Source organism: Actinocorallia populi, assembly GCF_002995495.1.
GTDB lineage: Bacteria > Actinomycetota > Actinomycetes > Streptosporangiales > Streptosporangiaceae > Actinocorallia > Actinocorallia populi.
In genome coordinates, this window is sequence record NZ_PVZV01000002.1 from 138,497 (window position 1) to 158,286 (window position 19,790).

At 70.6% G+C, this 19,790-nt stretch carries 14 protein-coding genes and 1 other RNA gene; 11 read left to right on the plus strand and 4 right to left on the minus strand.

The features are described from left to right. Positions 1 to 27 precede the first annotated feature (27 nt). Together pruA and C2865_RS07555 are read left to right on the plus strand one after the other, a co-directional pair. Positions 28 to 1,653 carry an L-glutamate gamma-semialdehyde dehydrogenase gene (gene pruA / locus C2865_RS07550; protein WP_106397643.1) on the plus strand — a complete coding sequence of 542 codons (1,626 nt, stop codon included), beginning with the start codon at positions 28 to 30 and terminating at the stop codon, positions 1,651 to 1,653. A 76-nt stretch (positions 1,654 to 1,729) separates the two neighbouring features. Further along, complete coding sequence (locus tag C2865_RS07555) at positions 1,730 to 2,443, plus strand: HAD family hydrolase (RefSeq protein ID WP_232835444.1); 714 nt, start codon at positions 1,730 to 1,732, stop codon at positions 2,441 to 2,443. Here C2865_RS07555 and soxR read toward each other — a convergent pair. Further along, positions 2,440 to 3,003 carry a redox-sensitive transcriptional activator SoxR gene (soxR, locus tag C2865_RS07560; RefSeq protein ID WP_106397645.1) on the minus strand — a complete coding sequence of 188 codons (564 nt, stop codon included), beginning with the start codon at positions 3,001 to 3,003 and terminating at the stop codon, positions 2,440 to 2,442. The genes C2865_RS07555 and soxR overlap by 4 nt on opposite strands. Positions 3,004 to 3,338: 335 nt before the next feature. Here soxR and C2865_RS41350 point away from each other — a divergent pair, with 335 nt between their 5' ends. Both C2865_RS41350 and C2865_RS07570 read left to right on the plus strand, forming a co-directional pair. Continuing rightward, entirely contained in the window at positions 3,339 to 4,907 is a 1,569-nt protein-coding gene (locus C2865_RS41350) for a serine/threonine-protein kinase (RefSeq protein WP_269802698.1), read from the plus strand. 104 nt (positions 4,908 to 5,011) lie between these two features. Next, positions 5,012 to 9,835 carry an NAD-glutamate dehydrogenase gene (locus C2865_RS07570; protein ID WP_232835445.1) on the plus strand — a complete coding sequence of 1,608 codons (4,824 nt, stop codon included), beginning with the start codon at positions 5,012 to 5,014 and terminating at the stop codon, positions 9,833 to 9,835. Between the two features lie 213 nt (positions 9,836 to 10,048). Here the strand turns inward: C2865_RS07570 and C2865_RS07575 are convergent, their stop codons facing one another. After that, positions 10,049 to 10,990: a DUF8094 domain-containing protein gene (locus C2865_RS07575; RefSeq protein ID WP_106397647.1), complete on the minus strand. Its 942-nt coding sequence runs from the start codon at positions 10,988 to 10,990 to the stop codon at positions 10,049 to 10,051. A gap of 73 nt (positions 10,991 to 11,063) precedes the next feature. Beyond that, complete coding sequence (locus C2865_RS07580; RefSeq protein WP_157963607.1) at positions 11,064 to 12,122, minus strand: DUF8094 domain-containing protein; 1,059 nt, start codon at positions 12,120 to 12,122, stop codon at positions 11,064 to 11,066. Between the two features lie 167 nt (positions 12,123 to 12,289). Between C2865_RS07580 and prfB the strand changes: the two genes are divergently transcribed. Further along, the gene (gene prfB / locus C2865_RS07585; RefSeq protein WP_106397649.1) at positions 12,290 to 13,405 is read left to right on the plus strand and encodes a peptide chain release factor 2; all 1,116 of its coding nucleotides are present in this window, start codon (positions 12,290 to 12,292) and stop codon (positions 13,403 to 13,405) included. A gap of 86 nt (positions 13,406 to 13,491) precedes the next feature. Here the strand turns inward: prfB and C2865_RS07590 are convergent, their stop codons facing one another. Next, positions 13,492 to 13,680, minus strand: a complete 189-nt coding sequence (locus tag C2865_RS07590) for a hypothetical protein (protein WP_106397650.1) — start codon at positions 13,678 to 13,680, stop codon at positions 13,492 to 13,494. 144 nt (positions 13,681 to 13,824) lie between these two features. Here C2865_RS07590 and ftsE point away from each other — a divergent pair, with 144 nt between their 5' ends. From ftsE to ssrA, 6 genes are all read left to right on the plus strand, one after another. Next, entirely contained in the window at positions 13,825 to 14,514 is a 690-nt protein-coding gene (gene ftsE / locus C2865_RS07595) for a cell division ATP-binding protein FtsE (RefSeq protein WP_106397651.1), read from the plus strand. Positions 14,515 to 14,522: 8 nt separating this feature from the next. Then, positions 14,523 to 15,428, plus strand: a complete 906-nt coding sequence (gene ftsX / locus C2865_RS07600; RefSeq protein ID WP_106397652.1) for a permease-like cell division protein FtsX — start codon at positions 14,523 to 14,525, stop codon at positions 15,426 to 15,428. A gap of 9 nt (positions 15,429 to 15,437) precedes the next feature. Continuing rightward, positions 15,438 to 16,343, plus strand: coding sequence for a S41 family peptidase (locus C2865_RS07605; RefSeq protein ID WP_232835446.1), 906 nt, complete (start codon positions 15,438 to 15,440; stop codon positions 16,341 to 16,343). A 19-nt stretch (positions 16,344 to 16,362) separates the two neighbouring features. After that, positions 16,363 to 16,839, plus strand: a complete 477-nt coding sequence (gene smpB / locus C2865_RS07610) for an SsrA-binding protein SmpB (protein ID WP_106397654.1) — start codon at positions 16,363 to 16,365, stop codon at positions 16,837 to 16,839. Then, positions 16,836 to 18,821 (plus strand): penicillin-binding transpeptidase domain-containing protein, encoded by a 1,986-nt coding sequence (locus C2865_RS07615; RefSeq protein ID WP_106397655.1) that lies wholly within the window; start codon positions 16,836 to 16,838, stop codon positions 18,819 to 18,821. Before smpB ends, C2865_RS07615 begins: the two co-directional genes overlap by 4 nt. A gap of 89 nt (positions 18,822 to 18,910) precedes the next feature. After that, positions 18,911 to 19,282: a transfer-messenger RNA gene (ssrA, locus tag C2865_RS07620) on the plus strand. Positions 19,283 to 19,790 lie beyond the last annotated feature (508 nt).

Sequence of the window (19,790 nt, forward strand, 5' to 3'; positions counted from 1 at the left end):
GTCGTGCCGAGAGCCCGCGGAGAAGCCATGGATGCGGTGGCCAGCGTTCCAGAGCCGGTGAACGAGCCGGTGAAGTCCTACGCCCCGGGCAGCCCGGAGCGGGTCCTGCTCGAAGAGAAGATCAAGGAGCTGGGCGGCGCCCGGCCGGACCTCACCATGACGGTCGGCGGCGTCGAGCGGCTCGGCGGCGGCGAGCCGATCGACGTGGTGGAGCCGCACAACCACCGCCATGTGCTGGGCACGATGCGCAACGCCACGGCCGAGGACGTCGCCGACGCGATCCGGGCGGCGGGCGAGGCCGCCCCGGGCTGGCGGGCGCTGAGCTTCGAGGACAGGGCCGCGGTCTTCCTGCGGGCGGCCGAGCTGCTGGCCGGGCCCTGGCGCCAGGTGCTCAACGCCGCCACCGTGCTCGGCCAGTCCAAGAGCCCCTTCCAGGCCGAGATCGACTCCGCCTGCGAGCTGATCGACTTCTGGCGGTTCAACGTCGCCTACGCCCGGCGGCTGCTGGCCGAGCAGCCCGCCTCCTCGCCGGGCGTCTGGAACCGGCTGGAGTACCGGCCGCTGGAGGGCTTCGTCCTGGCGATCACCCCGTTCAACTTCACCTCGATCGCCGGCAACCTGCCGACCGCGCCCGCGCTCCTGGGCAACACGGTGGTGTGGAAGCCCTCGCACACCCAGGGGTTCGCCGCGCACTTCATCATGCGGCTGCTGGAGGAGGCGGGGCTGCCCCCCGGCGTGGTCAACCTGGTCACCGGCGACCACCGGGCGGTCGCCGAGGTCGCGGTGCCCCACCCGGACCTGGCCGGCATCCACTTCACCGGCAGCACCGCCACCTTCCAGAAGTTGTGGTCGGCGGTCGGGACGGGCATCGCCGGATACCGCTCCTACCCCCGGCTGGTCGGCGAGACCGGCGGCAAGGACTTCGTGGTGGCCCACCCGTCGGCCGACCCGGAGGCGCTCGTCACCGCGCTGGTGCGCGGCGCGTTCGAGTACCAGGGCCAGAAGTGCTCGGCGGCGTCCCGCGCGTACGTGCCGCGCTCGCTGTGGAACCGGATGGGGGACGACCTCGCCCACGCCGCCGAGTCGCTGACGATGGGCGACGTGGCGCGGGACCCGTCGTTGTTCATGGGAGCGGTCATCGACGCCCGCGCCTTCGCCAAGCAGCGCGCCGCCCTGGACCGGATCGGGACGAACGGGATCGGGCTGGTCGCCGGCGGCACGGCGGACGACACCGACGGCTACTTCGTCCGGCCCACGGTCCTCACCTGCGACGACCCGTCCGACGAGCTGTTCACCAAGGAGTACTTCGGCCCGGTCCTGGGCGTGCACGTCTACGACGACGGCCGGTACGCCGAGATGCTCGACCAGATGGAGTCGGCGTCCGCCTACGCGCTCACCGGCGCGGTCATGGCGCGGGACCGGGCGGCGATCGCGCACGCCGCCGAGAAGCTGCGCTTCGCCGCCGGGAACTTCTACATCAACGACAAGCCCACCGGCGCGGTCGTGGGGCAGCAGCCGTTCGGCGGGGCCAGGTCCAGCGGCACCAACGACAAGGCGGGCTCGATCTTCAACCTGATCCGCTGGGTCAACGCCCGCACCGTCAAGGAGACGTTCCTGCCGCCCGCCGGCCACCGCTACCCGCACCAGGGATGACCGGCGGTCCGGAGATCTCGAGAAACGAAGCCGCTCGCCCATGGGTGGCGGGCCGGTTTCGTCCTACGATGTGCGCGTGCGCCGCGACCGTTTGATCCTCTGGAACCTGGACCACACCCTGCTCGACGCGGGGCGGGTGACCCGGGAGGCCTATGCCGAGGCGTTCACCTCGGTGACCGGCAGGCCCATGGTCAGGATGGCCCCGACGGCGGGGCGCACCGAATCGGAGATCATCTTCGAGACGCTGGCGTTCAACGGCGTCCAGACCGAGGACGAGCACCTGGACGCCTTCACCCGGGCGCTGGAGACGGCGTTCGCCGTCCGCCGCGACAAGGTGCGCGCGCACGCGCGGGTGCTGCCGGGGTCGGCCGAGGCGCTGCAGGCCGCGGGCAGGCTGCCGGGAGCGGTGCAGTCGGTGCTCACCGGCTCGCTGGAGGCCACCGCCCGGATCAAGCTCGCCGAGCTCGGGCTCGACCGGCACCTGGACCTTGCCGTCGGCGGCTACTTCTCCCCGGTCTACCCCAAGGGGGCGACCATCGAGACCTCCCGCATCAAGGCGGCGGGCAAGCACGGCACGACCATCGGGGAGGGCGCGACCGTGCTGATCGCCGACCACCCGCTGGACGTGCGGGCGGCGCAGATCGCCCGCGCCCGCTGCGTGGGGGTGGCCACCGGCAGCGCCACCGAGACCGAACTGCGCACGGCGGGCGCCGACGTCGTCCTGCCGACGCTGGCCGACACCGCCGCGGTGGTCGCCGCGATCGACCGGCTGACCAGGCCCGGACGCTAACAGGCGGGGCCGGACCCGGGCGGGGCGCACTCGGGCTCGGTCTCGGGCGGGACGCAGTCGGGTTCGCAGTCCTGCGGCGCCCCGGACGCGTCCGCCGGGTCGACGACGGCGAGCAGGCGCGCGCCGGGGCCCTGCGCGGCCATGGCGTCGCCCGGGTTGACCAGGGGGCACAGGTCGAGGGACAGGCAGCCGCAGCCGATGCAGCCGGTCAGGTTGTCGCGCAGCCGCATCAGCACGGTGATGCGCGCGGTGAGCTCCCGCTCCCAGCCCTGCGACAGGGTCCCCCAGTCCGCCCGGGTGGGCGTGCGGCCCTCGGGCAGGACGGCCAGCGCCCCGCGGATGTCCGACAGGGAGATCCCGACCCCCTGGGAGACCTTGATGAAGGCGACCCGCCGCAGCATGTCCCTGCCGTACCGGCGCTGGTTGCCGCTGGTGCGGCGGCTGTGGATCAGCCCCTCCTTCTCGTAGAAGCGCAGTGTCGAGGTGGCCACTCCGCTGCGCTCGGCCAGCTCACCGATGGTGAGCTCCTTCCGGATGCCCCTCGCCGTGCTCTCCGCCATGTCCCGACCCTAGCCAAGCCGCTCCCGGAGGGCGTTGTGAGGGAAATCACAGACCCTCCGGCCGCGGTCCGGTGATCCCTGTTCTGAGCAGGGCCGGAAAGGGACTTTGAGGGGCGGGGCAACGGATGGGGCACCCGAACGCGTCTGAGGGGGGAAGAGGCCGGGAACCTTGACGACCGCTTCGGACAAGTAACGATAGGAACGTCCTCTACTGCAGGGAAGCCTCGCGCCGCTATACAGTCCATGCGAAACAAGGGTGTTTCCGACGGGGGCGCGGACGGGCGAGAGGCTCATGTCCTTCACACAGAAGCCGGAATGACGGGGGATTGCTGGAGATGGTGGCGGCACTCAGATCTAGTGATCCGCTACGGCTGGGACCGTACGACATAGAAGGCCGCCTCGGTGAGGGCGGCCAGGGCGTGGTGTACCTCGGCCGGCACTCGGACGGCGGGCAGCAGTTCGCGATCAAACTGCTGCACCTGGAGTCCGACGACAAGGCCAGGGCGAGGTTCCTGCGCGAGGTCGAGGTCGCCAAGAAGGTGGCCTCCTTCTGCACCGCCCGCCTGTACGACGTGGGCGCGGACGGCGAGCACTTCTTCACGGTCAGCGAGTACGTGCCGGGCCCCAGCCTGCAGGCGCGGGTCCAGGAGGACGGGCCGCTGGCGGGGGCGGAGCTGGAGCGGCTGGCCGTCGGCACCGCCACCGCGCTGGTCTCCATCCACCAGGCCGGGATCATCCACCGCGACTTCAAGCCGCACAACGTGCTGCTCGGCCCGGACGGGCCCCGCGTGATCGACTTCGGGGTCGCCAAGGCGGCCTCGTCCTCCACCACGCTCACCAGCAAGGTGATCGGCACCCCGTCCTACATGTCCCCCGAGCAGGTCGAGGGCGACGAGGTCGGGCCCGCCAGCGACGTGTTCTGCTGGGCCTCCACCATGGTCTACGCGGCCACCGGCAGCCCGCCGTTCGGCCAGGACTCGATCATGGCCGTGATCAACCGGATCGCCAACCACGAGCCGGACCTGGGCGGCCTCGACGGGCCGCTGCGCGAGCTGATCCTGGACTGCCTGGAGAAGGACCCCGCCGCGCGGCCCCGCACCCGCGACCTGCTGATGCGGCTGCTCGGCCACGCCGACGCGGTGCCCGACGGCATGGCGGGCAGCGTCCCGCCCGGCGCCACCACCGCGGTGCTGACCGTCGGCGCCGACCTGGCCGGCGGCGCGGACCCCAACCGCACCTCGCTCGATCCCGCCGGCGCCACCTCGGTGGGCATCAGCCCGCAGGAGTGGGCACGCCGCAACGGCGGCGAACTGCCCTCGGCCGCCACGGTGACGGGCGCCCACCCGCACCCGCGCCGCGACGCGCGCGCCCGCCGCGCCGCCAAGGTGCCGTGGTTCATCACCGCCGCCGCCGTCTCCTTCGCGGTCTTCACCGCGGGCGGCGCGGGTTTCGTCGTCTACAAGATCTCCACCGCCTCCTCCGACGCGACCGTCGGGCCGACCGACGACCCCAATGTCCCCGCGGAGGTCGGGGAGGGCCGGAAGAAGAAGCCCGACCCCGCTCCCACCACCACGTTCACGACCAGGGACCGCAACGGCAACCCCGTCGTCGTCACCACCACCGTGAAGCCCGAGGACGTGCCCTCCGAGGGTTCCGATAAGCCCGGCAAGCCCGACAAGCCCGGCCAGGATCCCGGGAAGCCGGAACCGACCACCACCACCAAGGACCCGGGCGGGCAGCCGCCCCCGCCGGTGAACCCGCCGCCCACGAACCCGGGCCCCCAGCCCACCCAGACCACGACCCAGCCGCCGCCGGACCCCGACCCGGATCCCACGACGCCCGGCCCCGGGCCCGGCACCGAGGACCCCGATCCCGACCCCACCACGACCGTCAAAGTCCCCTGACGGGCTCGGCCGACTGTGGTCCGCCGGGGAGAGTGCGCCACTAGGCTGACTCGGGGTACGGGTTTCCACATCACAACGAAGTGATGAAGGGGTCGCTTTCTCTCATGAGCAAACTCGATGTGGCCAAGGACGACCTGCTGCGGCGGGCCGCGGAGTCCTGCGCCGAACCTCCGGAGCAGCCGGAGGTGCTGGAGTTCCTCCGGCTGTACTACCGCAAGGTGGCGCCCGAAGACCTGCTGGGCAGGGAGCCGTCGGACGTCTGCGGGCCCGCGCTGGCGCACCGCGCGTTCGGCGAGGCGCGCCTGCCCGGCGAGGCGAAGCTGCGGGTGTTCACGCCCTCGGGCGCCGAGCACGGCTGGGACCCGGGGGCCACCGCGGTCCAGGTGGTCAGCGACGACATGCCCTATCTCATCGACTCGCTGACGATGGAGCTGAGCCGCCAGGGCCGCTCCGTCCAGCGGATCTTCCACCCGGGCCTGGGCGTCGACCGTGACGAGCAGGGACGGCTGGTGCGGTTCCGGTTCAGCCGGGACATCATCGACGACATCGACGAGTCCTGGGTGCACGTCGAACTGGACCGGGTCACCGACCCCGCGGTGCTGGCCGGGCTCCAGGCCGGCCTGCAGCGGGTGCTGGCGGACGTGCGGGCCGCCGACGAGGACGGCCCGGCGATGCGGGCGCGGGCCGCGCTGATCGCCGCCGGCATCGAGCAGGCGCCGCCGCCGCTGCCGGCCAAGGAGCTCGCCGAGTCGGTCGAGCTGCTGAACTGGCTGGTCGACGGGCACTTCATCTTCCTGGGGTACCGGGACTACGACCTGACCGAGGACGGCGAGGCGCTGCGGCCCGTCCCCGGCAGCGGCCTGGGCATCCTGCGCACCGAGAAGAAGGAGTCCGGGAGCTTCGCCGCGATGCCGCCCGAGGTGCGGGCCAGGGCGCGCGAGCCGCGGATGCTGGTGCTCACCAAGGCCAACAGCCGCGCGACCGTGCACCGGCCGCACTACCTCGACTACATCGGGGTCAAGCGCTTCGAGAACGGCCGGGTGGTGGGGGAGCGGCGCTTCCTCGGCCTGTTCACGCACGTGGCGTACTCCGAGTCGATCTCCCACATCCCGATGCTCCGCCGCAAGTTGGAGGAGGTGCTCGACCGCGCCGAGGTGAGCCCCGAGTCCTACAACGGGCAGGACCTCGCGGAGATCCTGGAGGCCTACCCGCGCGACGAGCTGTTCCAGATCTCGGTCGACGACCTGGTGCCGATCGCGCTGGGCGTCCTGCGGCTGCGCGACCGCCGCCAGGTGAAGCTGTTCCTGCGCAAGGACGACTACGGGCGCTACATGTCGTGCCTGGTCTACCTGCCGCGCGACCGGTACACCACGCAGATCAGGCTGCGCGTCCAGGAGATCCTGCGCAGCGCCTTCCACGGCGTGGCCGTCGACTACAGCGCCCAGGTGACCGAGGGCGTGCTGGCCCGGCTGCACGTGGTGGTGCGCGCCGAGCGCGGGCACCCGCTGCCCGACGTGGACGTGGAGGCGCTGGAGCGGCGGCTGACGGCCGCGACCCGCTCCTGGACCGACGACCTGATCGAGGCGATCGCCACCCGGCTCGGCGAGGAGCGGGGCCGGGGCCTGGCGGTCAAGTACGGGGACGCCTTCCCCGAGGCCTACAAGGCCGATTTCCCGGCGGCGACGGCCGTTTCGGACCTCATGTACCTCGACGCGCTGGGCGAGGCCTCCGAGGCCGCTGGAGGCGCGTTGACGGACATGCGCCTTTATGAGCCCTACGACGCCCTCCCGGGCGAGATGCGGCTCAAGATCTACCACCGGGGCGAGCCGATCTCCCTGTCCCACGTGCTGCCGCTGCTGCAGAACATGGGCGTCGAGGTCGTCGACGAGCGCCCCTACGAGGTCGGCACCGGCGACCGCAGGCGCTACTGGATCTACGACCTGGGGCTGCGCCACTCGGTGTCGGAGACCGAGGAGTCCCTGCTGCGCGAGCTGTTCCAGGACGCCCTGATGGCGTTGTGGCGCGGCGAGGTGGAGAGCGACGGCTTCAACGCGCTGGTGCTGCACGCCGGGCTCACCTGGCAGCAGATCATGGTGCTGCGGGCCTACGCCAAGTACCTGCGCCAGGCCGGCACCGCCTTCACCCAGAGCTATCTGGAGCAGGTGCTGCGGGCCAACGCGCCGATCGCCCGGCTGCTGGTGGAGCTGTGGGAGTCGCGGCTGGACCCCGACCGCGCCGAGGGCGAGGCCGAGCGCTCGGCCGCGATCGACGCCCGGCTGGCCGAACTGCTGGACGGGGTCGCGAGCCTGGACGAGGACCGCATCCTGCGCAGCTTCACCTCCATGATCAACGCCACGCTGCGCACCAACTTCTGGCAGGGCAAGCCCTACCTCTCGCTGAAGTTCGACCCCTCCCGCATCCCGGACCTGCCGCAGCCCCGGCCCAAGTACGAGATCTTCGTCTACTCGCCCCGCACCGAGGGCGTGCACCTGCGCTTCGGCGCGGTGGCCCGGGGCGGGCTGCGCTGGTCGGACCGGCGCGAGGACTTCCGCACCGAGGTGCTGGGCCTGGTCAAGGCCCAGGGCGTGAAGAACACGGTGATCGTCCCGGCCGGGGCCAAGGGCGGCTTCGTCGGCAAGGCGCTGCCGGACCCGGCGGTCGACCGCGAGGCGTGGCTGGCCGAGGGCGTGGCCTGCTACAAGGAGTTCATCTCCGGCCTCCTGGACCTCACCGACAACCTCGTGGACGGCAGGATCGTGCCGGCGCCGCGGGTGATGCGCCACGACGGCGACGACTACTACCTGGTCGTGGCGGCCGACAAGGGCACCGCCAGCTTCTCCGACATCGCCAACGAGGTCTCCCGGCAGTACGGGTTCTGGCTGGGCGACGCGTTCGCCTCCGGCGGCTCGGTCGGCTACGACCACAAGGCCATGGGCATCACCGCCCGCGGCGCCTGGGAGTCGGTGCGGTACCACTTCCGCTCCCTGGGCCGCGACGTCCAGGCCGAGGACTTCACCGTCGTGGGCATCGGCGACATGTCCGGCGACGTGTTCGGCAACGGGATGCTGCTGTCGGAGCACATCAGGCTGGTGTGCGCCTTCGACCACCGGCACGTCTTCCTCGACCCGGACCCGGACCCGGCCGCCTCGTTCGCCGAGCGGCGCCGCCTGTTCGGGCTGCCGCGCAGCTCCTGGGCCGACTACGACACCGGGCTGCTGTCGGCGGGCGGCGGGGTCTTCCCCCGCACGGCCAAGTCGATCCCGCTCACCCCGCAGGTGAAGGCGGCGCTGGGCATCGCCGACGAGACCGTCTCGCTGCCCCCGCACGAGCTGATCAAGGCGGCCCTGCAGGCCCCGGTCGACCTGCTGTGGAACGGCGGCATCGGCACCTACGTCAAGTCCTCCGCCGAGAGCAACGCCGAGGTCGGCGACAAGGCCAACGACCAGCTGCGGGTGAACGGCGCGGACCTGCGCTGCAAGGTGGTCGGCGAGGGCGGCAACCTGGGGATGACCCAGCTCGGCCGCATCGAGTTCGCCAGGGCGGGCGGGCTGATCAACACCGACTTCATCGACAACTCCGCCGGGGTCGACACCTCCGACCACGAGGTGAACATCAAGATCCTGCTGGACCAGATCGTCCGCGACGGGCGGCTCACCGGCGCGCAGCGCGACGCCCTGCTGGACGAGATGACCGACGAGGTCGGCGTCATGGTGCTGCGGGACAACTACCGGCAGAACGTGGTGCTGGGCGGCGCCTGCGCCCAGTCCGGCGAGATGATGCACGTGCACGCCCGCTACCTGCGCAAGCTGGAGCGCGAGGGCAAGATCGACCGGCGGCTGGAGTACCTGCCGGACGAGAAGGCCATCGCCGAGCGCAGGCAGGCCGGGCAGGGCCTGTTCTCGCCGGAGTTCGCGGTGGTGCTGGCCTACTCCAAGCTCACCCTGGACCAGGAGATCCTCGCCTCGGACCTGCCCGACGACCCGTACCTGCGCGAATGGCTGGTCGAGTACTTCCCGACCCCGCTGCGCGACAGGTTCCGCGAGCAGATGATGCGGCACCCGCTCCGGCGGGAGATCATCGCCACCCAGGTGGTGAACGACGTCGTCAACAACTCCGGCACCACCTACGTCTTCCGGCTGAACGAGGAGACCGGGGCGTCCCCGGCCGACCTGGCGCGCGCCTACCTGGTGGCCCGCGAGGTCTTCCAGATGCACCGGTTCTGGGCCGAGGTGCAGGCCCTGGACGGGCTGGTCGACCAGCAGGTCCAGATCAGGATGCTGCTGGAGGCGCGCAAGCTCACCGAGCGCGGGGCGCGCTGGATGCTGCACAACCGGCGGGCGCCGTTCGACATCGAGGAGTCGATCGGCTTCTTCGCCAAGGGCGCGCTGAGCCTGGTCGAACTGCTGCCGGAACTGCTCAACGGGCGGGACCTGGAGGCCTTCGAGGACCGGCGCGACGCGTTCGTCAAGCGCGGCGTCCCGGTGGAGGTCGCCGACCAGACGGCGATGATGGTGCCGGCGTACTCCACGCTGGACATCGTGGAGATCGCCCACGAGTCCGGCTGCCCGGTCGGGGAGGTCGCCGAGGTCTACTTCGAGCTCGCCCACCGGCTCCAGCTGGCCCGGCTGCGCGACAGGGTCACCGCCCTGCCCCGGGACGACCGCTGGCGGTCGATGGCGCGCGGCGCGCTCCGCGACGACCTGTACGCCGCCCACGCCGAGCTCACCCTGGACGTGCTGCGCAAGACCGCCACGGCCGGGCCGGAGGAGCGGCTGGAGGAGTGGACGGACAAGAACGAGGCGGCGGTGCGGCGGTCCCGGCAGACGCTCTCGGAGATCTGGGAGAGCGAGAGCTACGACCTGGCCACCCTGTCGGTGGCGCTGCGCGCGATCCGCACCCTGGTGCGGGCCAGCACCCTCCCGGACTGAGGGAACGGCCCCGCCGGCGAGCACGGAGCGGGCCCCCTTTCCGGCCGGAAGAGCCGGAAAGGGGGCCCGAGAGGTACGCCGGTACGGAGCCGCAGCGGTCAGGAGGCCGCTCCGTACCGACGTGGCTTGTGCGGGACCGACCGCGGGCCGGTCAGCCGCGGGTCATCGACCCGCGGGCTGGTCGATCTGTGAGCCGGTCGGTCCGCGGGCCGGTCAGCCGCTCTGTGCGGCGACCGTCCTGCGGCTGAGGCCGACGACCGCGACCTGGCCCTCGCGGGGCACCGCCGCCAGGTACTGGAGCAGGGAGGTCGAGGTCAGGCTCTTGCGGGCGACCGGACCGCCTTCCAGCAGGCCGGTCAGCTCGCCGGAGACCGGGATCTTCTTGCCCTTGTAGGACTCCTGCTGCTTGAGGACGTACCAGGCGACCGCGCCGCCGTCCTGGGTGCGCAGCGCGTAGGACGGCTGCTCAGCAGGGGTGAAGGTGGAGGAGAAGGTCATGTCGGACTTGCGAAGGCTCTTGCTGACCTTCTGCAGCGCGTCGTAGGTCTGGGTGGTCTGCTGGCCCGCCGCCAGGTGCTCGGCCCCGGGCGCCTGCGGGCCCTGGGTGAGCAGCGCGGCGTGCGCGGCGGGGAGGTCGGCGGGGGCGACCTGCAGGCCGTCCGCGGCGGCCTCGGCGTAGCCCTCCTCGTCCAGCTGGACGCCCTTGATGGGGCTGGCGTTGCTGCGCTGCGGGTCGGCCGCCAGCTTCCACTGGCCGCCCTCCTCGACGAAGAGCAGCGCGTGCCGGATCTCCATGCCGCGGGTGCGGGCGGCGGCGTCGACCGCGAACCAGCGCTGGCCGGAGGCGATGCGGGGCACGTAGAAGACCGGTTCGGTGAAGCTCGGCGTCTCGGCCTTCTTGCCGCCCGCCTTGGCCGTCCGGTAGGTCGCGGTGTCCATCTCCAGCTGGGAGCCGGTGGCGATGGCGGGCAGCCGCGCCTGGTCGAGGGCGGAGTCGGCCTTCTGGTCGGCGGCCGCGTACGTCTCGAAGACGTTCTTCGCCTGGTCCAGGCTCAGTGCGGGTGGCGGCGCCGCCTCGGCGTCCTTGGCCGCACCGCCGCAGGCGGCGGTGAGGGCGAGCGGGAGAAAGGCGAGCGCTGTGTACGCAGTGCGCATGGTTGGCCTCGTTGGGTAAGGGACTGTGCGACGCGCAAGAGCATCGCACAGTGAGCACTCGATTACCCCGGGTTCAAGAACTTTCGATACGGGTGGCCGTGCCGTCCTCGGCGATCACGGCGACCTTCTGCCGTTCTTTTTCCTGCTTGTCAGATTTATCTGACTTTGCGTCCTTCTCGGACTTGTCAGTCTTGTCGGGGCTGCTGGCCTTGGCGGGGACCAGCGCGGCGAACCGGAGGCTGCTGAACACGTGCAGCTCCCGCCCGGTGAGCTCCCCGGCGGCCAGATGGGCGAGTTCGCCGGGGACGTCCAGCGGGCCCTCCTCCTTCTGGGTGAGGCTCACGTCGCGCGTCAGCGAGTACAGGACCAGGCAGCCGCCGTCCTCGGTGCGCAGCGGGAAGACCGGCTGGGAGGTGGCGGTGAACATGCTGGTGTACGCCAGCCCCTCCTTGGCCGCCTTCTTGGCCGCCTTCTCCTTCTCGGTGTAGTAGCCCGTGGTGTACGGGCCGGCCTTCAGCACCCGTGCCGAGTAGCTGCCCGGGCCGTCCTCGGCCACGGCGGCCTGCGGCGGGGCGACCAGCGAAGGGGCGATCAGCACGCTCTGGTCCTCGGGGGGCAGGGCGGCGGCGTAGCCGTCGGCGTCGATCTCGACCTTGGGGGGTTTGACGCCCCGGTCGGGGACCGCGAGCAGGCTGAGCCGCCACCTGGCCTCCGCGGAGGATCTGACGAAGGCCATCAGGGCGGTCTCGCGGCCGCGGGGGGCCGAGGCGACGAACCACTGCGGGTAGCCGTCCAGCCGCGGCACCCACAAAGTCGGCCTGCCGTAGGAGTGCCGGGCCACCGGCACGCCGGCCGCGGCCGCCTTCCGGTACTCCGCGGCGGTCACCGCGCGCTGCGAGTCGGCCGCCCAGGCCAGGGCCAGCCGCTCGTCGCCCGACGCGCGGGCCAGGTCGTCGTTGACCGTCCAGAGCGTGAAGGCGCGGGCCGCGCTCTGGGGCGTCAGCGGCACGTCGGAGCTGGTGGTGGCGATCGCCACCGGGCGGGCGTCGCGAGGGCGCTCCGGTTCGGCGCTGCACCCCGCGCCCAGCAGGAGAAGCGGCAGCACGGCGGCCACCGTCGCTGTCGTTCGCACTGGCGCTCCCCGGTTCACTGTCGCTCCACGAGTCGTTCAACGCACGTTAGCGCGCGTCCGGCCACGATGAAGTGCGGGCAAGCGCACGTTTCATGTGGATGCTGGCGCTTGATTGTGCCATCACCCATCCTGCTCAGGTGGCCATGCCCAGCCGATAGGCTGGTCGGGTGGCAGCCATCGACCCCATGGAACAGATCAAGGAGCTGGGCGCGACCCTCACCGGCATCGAGGCGGTGATGGACCTCGACGTCATGCGCCGCGACATCGCCGAGCTCAGGGACCAGGCCGCTGATCCTGACCTGTGGAGCGACCAGGAGCACGCCCAGAGCGTCACCCGCAAGCTGTCCGGCCTGGAGAGCGAGCTCGGCAAGGTCGAGTCGCTGCGCGGCCGGCTGGAGGACCTGGAGGTCCTCTACGAGATGGCCGCGGAGGAGGACGACCCCGACACCCGCGCCGAGGCCGACGCCGAGCTCCAGACCCTCGCGGCCGACCTGCGCACCCTGGAGGTGCGCACGCTCATGTCCGGCGACTACGACGCCCGCGAGGCGCTGGTGTCGATCAACGCCCAGGCGGGCGGCGTCGACGCGGCGGCCTTCGCCCAGCAGCTGCAGCGCATGTACCTGCGCTGGGCCGAGCGGCACGGCTACCCCACGGAGATCTACGAGACCTCCTTCGCCGAGGAGGCGGGCATCAAGTCCACCACCTTCGCGGTCAAGTCCCCCTACGCCTACGGCACGCTGCGCGGCGAGCACGGCACCCACCGCATGGTCCGCATCTCCGCCTACGACAACCAGGGCCGCCGCCAGACGTCCTTCGCGGGCGTGGACGTGGTGCCGGTCGTCGAGCAGAGCGACCACGTCGACATCAACGAGGACGACCTGCGGATCGACGTGTACCGCTCCTCGGGCCCCGGCGGCCAGGGCGTCAACACCACCGACTCGGCGGTGCGCATCACCCACCTGCCCACCGGCATCGTGGTCTCCTGCCAGAACGAGCGCTCCCAGCTGCAGAACCGCGCCTCGGCCATGAACGTCCTGCAGGCCAAGCTGCTGGAGCGCAAGCGCCAGGAGGAGGCCGACGAGCTCAACAAGCTGCGCGGCGAGGGCACCAGCTCCTGGGGCACCCAGATCCGCAGCTACGTGGTGCACCCGTACCAGATGGTCAAGGACCTGCGCACCCTGCACGAGGAGGGCAACCCCGAGCGCGTCCTCGACGGCTGGATCGACGACTTCCTCGAGGCCGAGATCCGCTGGCTCCGCAAGGGCGAGGCGGAGCAGAACTAGAACGGCCGGCCGGACAAGGCGACAATTCTGTCCGCTTTGTCCGGTTTATTGTTTTCGGTCGATCGGGTGGCGGGCGGGCCCCGGGCTCACCCCAGGTGCGGTGCCAGCAGGCTGAACGTCAAGATCAGGACCAGGGCCGCGATGACCGCCAGCTGCTGGGGTGTGAGGGGCCCCTGGGATCGGTGGAACCGGCTCCGGGCGGCCCGGCAGCTGGGGCAGCGCCCCTCTTCCACAGGGCCCGCGCAGTAGGCGCAGATCAGGTGATCGCAGCTCATGATGCGCTCCTTGATCCGAGTGTCCGACCGATGTCCCGAAGAGGGACTATCCATGCCAGTGTCACCCCTAGACTGCTCCAGAGCCAACTCCGAGGGGGACACCGTGGCCCATCAGCCCCTAGACTGGCGCACCGTGATGCAGCCGTGATTAATTTCGACAACGTCACCAAGGTCTACCCGAACCAGAACCGGCCGTCCCTCCAGCATTGCAACGTCGCCGTTGAAAAAGGCGAATTCGTCTTCCTGGTGGGTCCGTCGGGGTCGGGCAAGTCGACCTTCCTCCGCCTGATCCTCAAGGAGGAGCGGCCGACGCAGGGTCACGTCTACGTGGCCGGCAAAGACCTCAACAAGCTGACGAACTGGAAAGTTCCCCATCTCCGGCGCCGGATCGGCTGCGTCTTCCAGGACTTCCGCCTGCTGCCCAACAAGAACGTCTTCGAGAACGTGGCCTTCGCGCTCGAGGTCATCGGCAAGCCGCGCCGCTTCATCTCCAAGGTGGTGCCCGAGGTCATCGACCTGGTCGGCCTGGAGGGCAAGCAGCAGCGCATGCCCGACGAGCTGTCCGGCGGCGAGCAGCAGCGGGTCGCGATCGCCCGCGCGTTCGTGAACCGGCCCATGATCCTGCTGGCGGACGAGCCGACCGGGAACATCGACCCGGCCACCTCCATCGGCATCATGAAGGTCCTCGACCGGATCAACCGGACCGGCACCACGGTGGTCATGGCCACCCACGACGCCGCGATCGTGGACGCCTTCCGCAAGCGGGTCGTGGAGCTCGAGGACGGCAGGGTCGTGCGAGACCAGTCGCGCGGCGTCTACGGCCAGGCCTACTAAGGATTGCGATGAGACTGCATTTCGTCTTCCAGGAGATCTGGATCGGCCTGCGCCGCAACCTGACGATGACGATCTCGCTCATCATCACGGTCGCGATCGCCATGGCGCTGTTCGGCACCGGCATGCTCCTGAAGAGGCAGGTCGACTCGTCCAAGAGCTACTGGTACGACAAGGTCAACGTCTCGATCTACCTGTGCTCCAAGAACAGCTCCAACACCGGCTGCGCCAAGAAGGACGCCACGGAGCAGCAGCGCCAAGAGCTGACCGCGACCCTGCAGGACCTCCCCGAGGTCTCCGCGGTGGAGTACGAGAGCAAAGAGGACGCCTACGAGCGGTTCCAGACGCTCTTCTCCAACACCCCGGGCTTCATCGCCGCCACCAAGGAAGGCGACATCCCCGACTCGCTGCGGGTGCGGCTGAAGGACCCCTCGAAGTTCACCACGGTGATCAGCGCGGCGGAGAACTCCCCGGGCGTCGACCAGATCGTCAACGAGCGCGAACTGCTGGAGAAGCTCTTCAAGATCCTGGACGGCCTGCAGTGGGCGGCCCTGTTCCTGGCGCTGATCCAGGTGTTCGCCGCGGTCCTGCTGGTCGGCAACACCGTGCGGCTGTCGGCGTTCAACCGGCGGCGGGAGACCGGCATCATGCGGCTGGTCGGCGCGTCGAACATGTACATCCAGCTGCCCTTCATCCTGGAGGGAGCGATCGCGGGCCTGGCAGGCGGCCTGATCGCCGCGGTCCTGCTGGTGGGCAGCAAGCTCCTGCTGATCGACACGCTCCAGGAGTCGCTGCAGTTCGCCACCCAGCTCACCTGGACCCAGGTGATCGGGGTCATCATCTTCTCGATCGCGGTGGGCGTGCTGCTGTGCGCGGGTGCGTCGTTCCTCACCCTGCGGCGCTATCTGAAGATTTAAGCTGCTGAGGTGACCAGTTGGTCCCGTAGCAGGAGACCTCGCAGGTGGTACCGCGGGGCGGCCGTCATGGCCGCCCTGCTCTCGGCCTACGGTCTGGGAGCGGCGACGGCGGACACCGCGCCCTCCCGGATCGAGCCCGCGTCCCACGACGACGGGCTGCTGGAGGAGGCCACCGACCGCATCGCCACCTCCGCCGACCAGCCCGTCTCCCGCGCGGAGCTGCGCGAGGCGGCCATCAGCGGCATGCTGCGCAGCCTCGGCGATCCCTGGGCCCGGTACTACCCGCCGCAGGAGTACGACGACTTCACCGGCTGGCTCAACGGCGACCGCAAGACCGTGCGGCCCGAACCGCAGCGCGGCGACGTGGTCGTCGACCGCCTGGAGCGGCTGACCGTCGTGCGGGTGGCGGTGTTCACCCGCGGGACGGGCGCCCAGGTGCGGGCGGGCGTGGCCGGCAGCCGGGCGGTCCTGCTCGACCTGCGCGGCAACCCCGGAGGGCTGCTGGACGAGGCGGTGGACACCGCCTCGGCGTTCCTGGAGTCCGGGCCCGTGGTGACCTACGAGCGCCGCGGCGAGCCCGCCAAGGTGATCAGTGTCACTTCGCCCGGCGATTCCCGCGTCCCGGTCGTCGTACTGGTGGACAAGGGCACCGCGAGCGCCGCCGAGATCGTCGTGGGAGCACTGCGCGACCGGGACCGGGCGGTGATCGTAGGATCGGCTACCTTCGGGAAGGGCACCGTGCAGGAACCGGTACGCCTGTCCGACGGATCGGCGGTGGAGCTGACGGTCGGGCGGTACCTCACTCCGGCGGGCCATAATCTCGAAGGCGTCGGGATAGAGCCGGACATCACGGCCGGCTCGTCCGACGCCGAAGGACGGGGACGGGCCGTGCTGGACGGGCTGACCGGATCATAGGCAGGGGAGAGACAGGACAGTGCCTCGCGAGAAGGGCCAGAAGTACATCGCCCAGAACAAGAAGGCGCGTCACGACTACCACATCGAGGACACCTGGGAAGCGGGCATGGTGCTGACCGGGACCGAGGTGAAGTCGCTGCGGCAGGGCCGGGCGTCCCTGGTCGACGGCTACGCCGCGGTGGACGGGCACGGCGAGGTCTACCTCTACAACGTGCACATCCCCGAGTACTCACAGGGGACCTGGACCAACCACAGCGCGCGGCGCACCCGCAAGCTCCTGCTCAACCGGCGGGAGATCGACAAGATCGTCAAAGAGGGCAGTGAGCCCGGATTGACGCTGATCCCGCTTTCCCTGTATTTCAAGGACGGCAGGGCCAAGGTCGAGATCGCTCTCGCCCGGGGCAAGAAGGCGTACGACAAACGGCAGACCATTGCCAAGCGCGACGCGGACCGGGAGATGGCCCGGGCGCTGCGCGCACGGAACCGGGGTCGGTGAAGGTGAGCAGGACGCGCAGGATCGTCGCGGCTTCGACGGGCGGGGCGCTGCTGCTGGGCATGCTCTCCGCCTGCGCGCAGTCCTCCCCGTTCACCACGGTCAAGGACTTCCTCGTGGCCTGGCAGGTCGAGAACTACGAGGCCGCCGCCGGACACACCACCGGTGACCCCGAGGCCGTCGTCAAGGCGCTGGAGGGCGTCAGGACCCAGCTCGACGCCGCCTCGCTGCGGCTGCGGCTCAGGGCCGAGAGCACCCCCGGCATGCCCGACGACGAGGGGCGCATCGAGAAGTTCTCCGACACCCGCGCCCAGGCCAGGTTCCAGATCCGCATCGACCTCGGCGAGAACGGCAGGCCGCTGGAGTACCAGGGCCAGATGGCGCTCCAGCGCATCGGCGGCACCTGGAAGGTCGTCTGGAGCCCCTCGGTCATCCACCCGGACCTGCGCGAGGGGGAGCGGCTCGCGGTGGTCAACGAGTCGCCCCAGCGGCAGCTCATCCAGGACAACAAGGGCCGTCCGCTGCTCGAGGCCGTCCGGACCGAGGTGTTCGGCGTCGTGCCCGAACGGCTCCGCAACCTCGACACCGTCGTCAAGCGCATCGGCGAGATCACCGACCAGGACCGCGACCGGCTCAAGGGCCGCATCCTGTCCGCCCCGCCCAAGGCCTTCCTGCAACTGGCCGAGTTCCCCCAGGGCAGCCCCGAGGCGCTGAAACTGCGCAACGTGGCCGGCCTGGAGCAGCAGGTCAAGGCCCGGCCCACCCGGCCGCTGCAGGCCGAGGAGCTGATCGGCCGGATCGGCCCCGCCACCACCGACGTCCTCAGCCTCGTCGGCGCCCCCTACCAGCCCGGCGACACCGTCGGCACCTCCGGCCTGCAGCTGCTCTTCCAGCGCCGCCTGGCCGGCCTCCCCTCCGTCAAGGTCGTCATCCTCGGCGCCAACGGGGAGCGCCGCAAGGAGATCCGCGACTTCAGCGACGGCGAGGACCTGGCGGGCCACGACCCCACCGGCCTGGAGACCGCCGAAGCGCGCCCCGTGCGCACCACCCTCGACCGGGGGATCCAGTTCCAGGCCGAGAACGCGCTGAGCTCCCTGGGCGTCCCGGCCTCCCTGGTGACCGTGCGCAGCGAGACCGGAGAGATCCTGGCCGCGGCCAACCACGGCACCGACGGCCAGAACCGCGCCTTCGAAGGGCTGTACGCGCCCGGCACCACCTTCAGCACCGTGCTGGCCGCCGCCTTGATCGGCCGGCAGGGCCAGAAGGCCGACACCGAGCAGGAGTGCACCGCCGAGGAGACCGTCGGCGGAGCCGTCTTCACCACCACCCAGCCCCGCACCCGCTCGACCCTCGGCCTGAACATCGCCAACGGCTGCCGCACCGCCCTGGCGCAGGCCGGAGCCGGCCTCGACGGCGCCACGATCAACGCCGCCCTGCAGAAGTTCGGGCTCGTCGGCTCCGCCCCGTGGGAGCTGTCGAACGTCAAGAACCAGCGGGCGCAGGGACTGGCCACCGGCACCACCACCGAACGCGCCCAGCTGGCCGTCGGCGAAGGCGGCGTCAAGGTCAGCCCGCTGACCATGGCCCTGATCGCCGCCGCCGTCCAGAACGGCACCTGGAAGGGCCCCCTGCTCATCCGGGACCCGCAGCCGACCACCTCCCCGGCCCCCCAGTACATCGAGCCGAACACGCTCACCGAACTCCAGAACATCATGGTGACGGGGGTCCGGAAGGGCTCGGCCAAGGCGGCGGCCTCCGGCAGGAGGAAGTTCCAGCGCGGCATCTCCGCCCAGGCCACCGACACCCAGGGCAAGACCGTCTCCTGGTTCGTCGGGTACTACCAGAGCTCCGGCAGGGCCCTCGGCATCGCCATCGCCATCGAAGGCCAGGTCGACGCGGCCAAGATCGCCTCGGACTTCATCAACGCCCCCGCCCGGCCCCCGCAGGAGCCCGCCGCCACGCCCGGCGTCACCGCCCAGCCCTGACCGTCCGCCGGAACCGGGCGGAAGGCCGGAATAACGTTGGCACCGGGACCGTTGACCGGATAGAGTTCAACCTGTTGACAACAGAACATGGGGGTGACTGGTTTCGACTGCGGTAGTCGTGCCAGGAGAAGCGGGCCGAGGGGTGCGATTGCGACCTCGTTAATCCTGCGATCGCAAACCAACAAGTGCCAACTCTAAGCGCACTGAGTTCGCCCTCGCCGCCTGAGCGAGTAGCGACTCTGTCGGCCTAGGAGAGTCTCCGACCTAGGATCCGGCATCGTTAGGAGACTCAACCTTCCCACCCGGTCGCGGGGCGGGAAGGGAAACCCAACAGCGACTGAGCCTGTCAGTGACTAGCCTGCGAGAGCACTGGGGCTGAGAAAGCGTCAAGCAAGGCTGCGCCCGGAGAAGACCTGACCCACTGCTGTAGGACCAGGGTTCGATTCCCTGCACCTCCACGAACCGACGACCCACCGTGTTCGCGCCCTTCGGGGCGCTTCCCGGTGGGTCGTTTCTTTGTGCCGTCCGGGGGGCGACCCCCGGAGCCCCCGATGTGGGGGCTGCGCCCCCACGCCCCCCTGCGGTGGTTGCTGTGGGCTCTGGCTGGGGTGGAAGGGTGCTCGGTCGGGGTGGAAGTGTGCTCGGTCGGGTGGGAGTCTTCCCGGTCGGGTGGAGGTGTTCTCGCGCGGGGTGGAAGTGTTGTGGGTTTTGCCACGGGGGTTGGGCTAAGTTGTTATCGGCTTGCGGCGTCCTGAATCTTGATCTTCGCGTAATCTGTGCCGCATGTCCGATCAGGGGGAACTTTCGGCGCGGCCGGAATACCGGGTCGAAGGTGGAGCCATGCAGCGGGAGAACGAAGGAAACGGGGCCGGAGCGCCTGTCGAGGGGCGTACCGGGCCGCAGCCTGTTTTTGCCGAACCTACGCAGTCAGGGGCGCATCCTGTGGTTCAGGGACCTGGGGATCCGGCG

Excerpts from the sequence above, each read along its gene's own strand:
- ftsX (WP_106397652.1), top strand. The coding sequence starts at position 14,523 with ATGAGACTGCATTTCGTCTTCCAGGAGATCTGGATCGGCCTGCGCCGC.
- pruA (WP_106397643.1), top strand. The coding sequence starts at position 28 with ATGGATGCGGTGGCCAGCGTTCCAGAGCCGGTGAACGAGCCGGTGAAG.
- C2865_RS41350 (WP_269802698.1), top strand. The coding sequence starts at position 3,339 with ATGGTGGCGGCACTCAGATCTAGTGATCCGCTACGGCTGGGACCGTAC.
- C2865_RS07575 (WP_106397647.1), bottom strand. The coding sequence starts at position 10,990 with ATGCGCACTGCGTACACAGCGCTCGCCTTTCTCCCGCTCGCCCTCACC.
- C2865_RS07570 (WP_232835445.1), top strand. The coding sequence starts at position 5,012 with ATGAGCAAACTCGATGTGGCCAAGGACGACCTGCTGCGGCGGGCCGCG.
- soxR (WP_106397645.1), bottom strand. The coding sequence starts at position 3,003 with ATGGCGGAGAGCACGGCGAGGGGCATCCGGAAGGAGCTCACCATCGGT.
- C2865_RS07590 (WP_106397650.1), bottom strand. The coding sequence starts at position 13,680 with ATGAGCTGCGATCACCTGATCTGCGCCTACTGCGCGGGCCCTGTGGAA.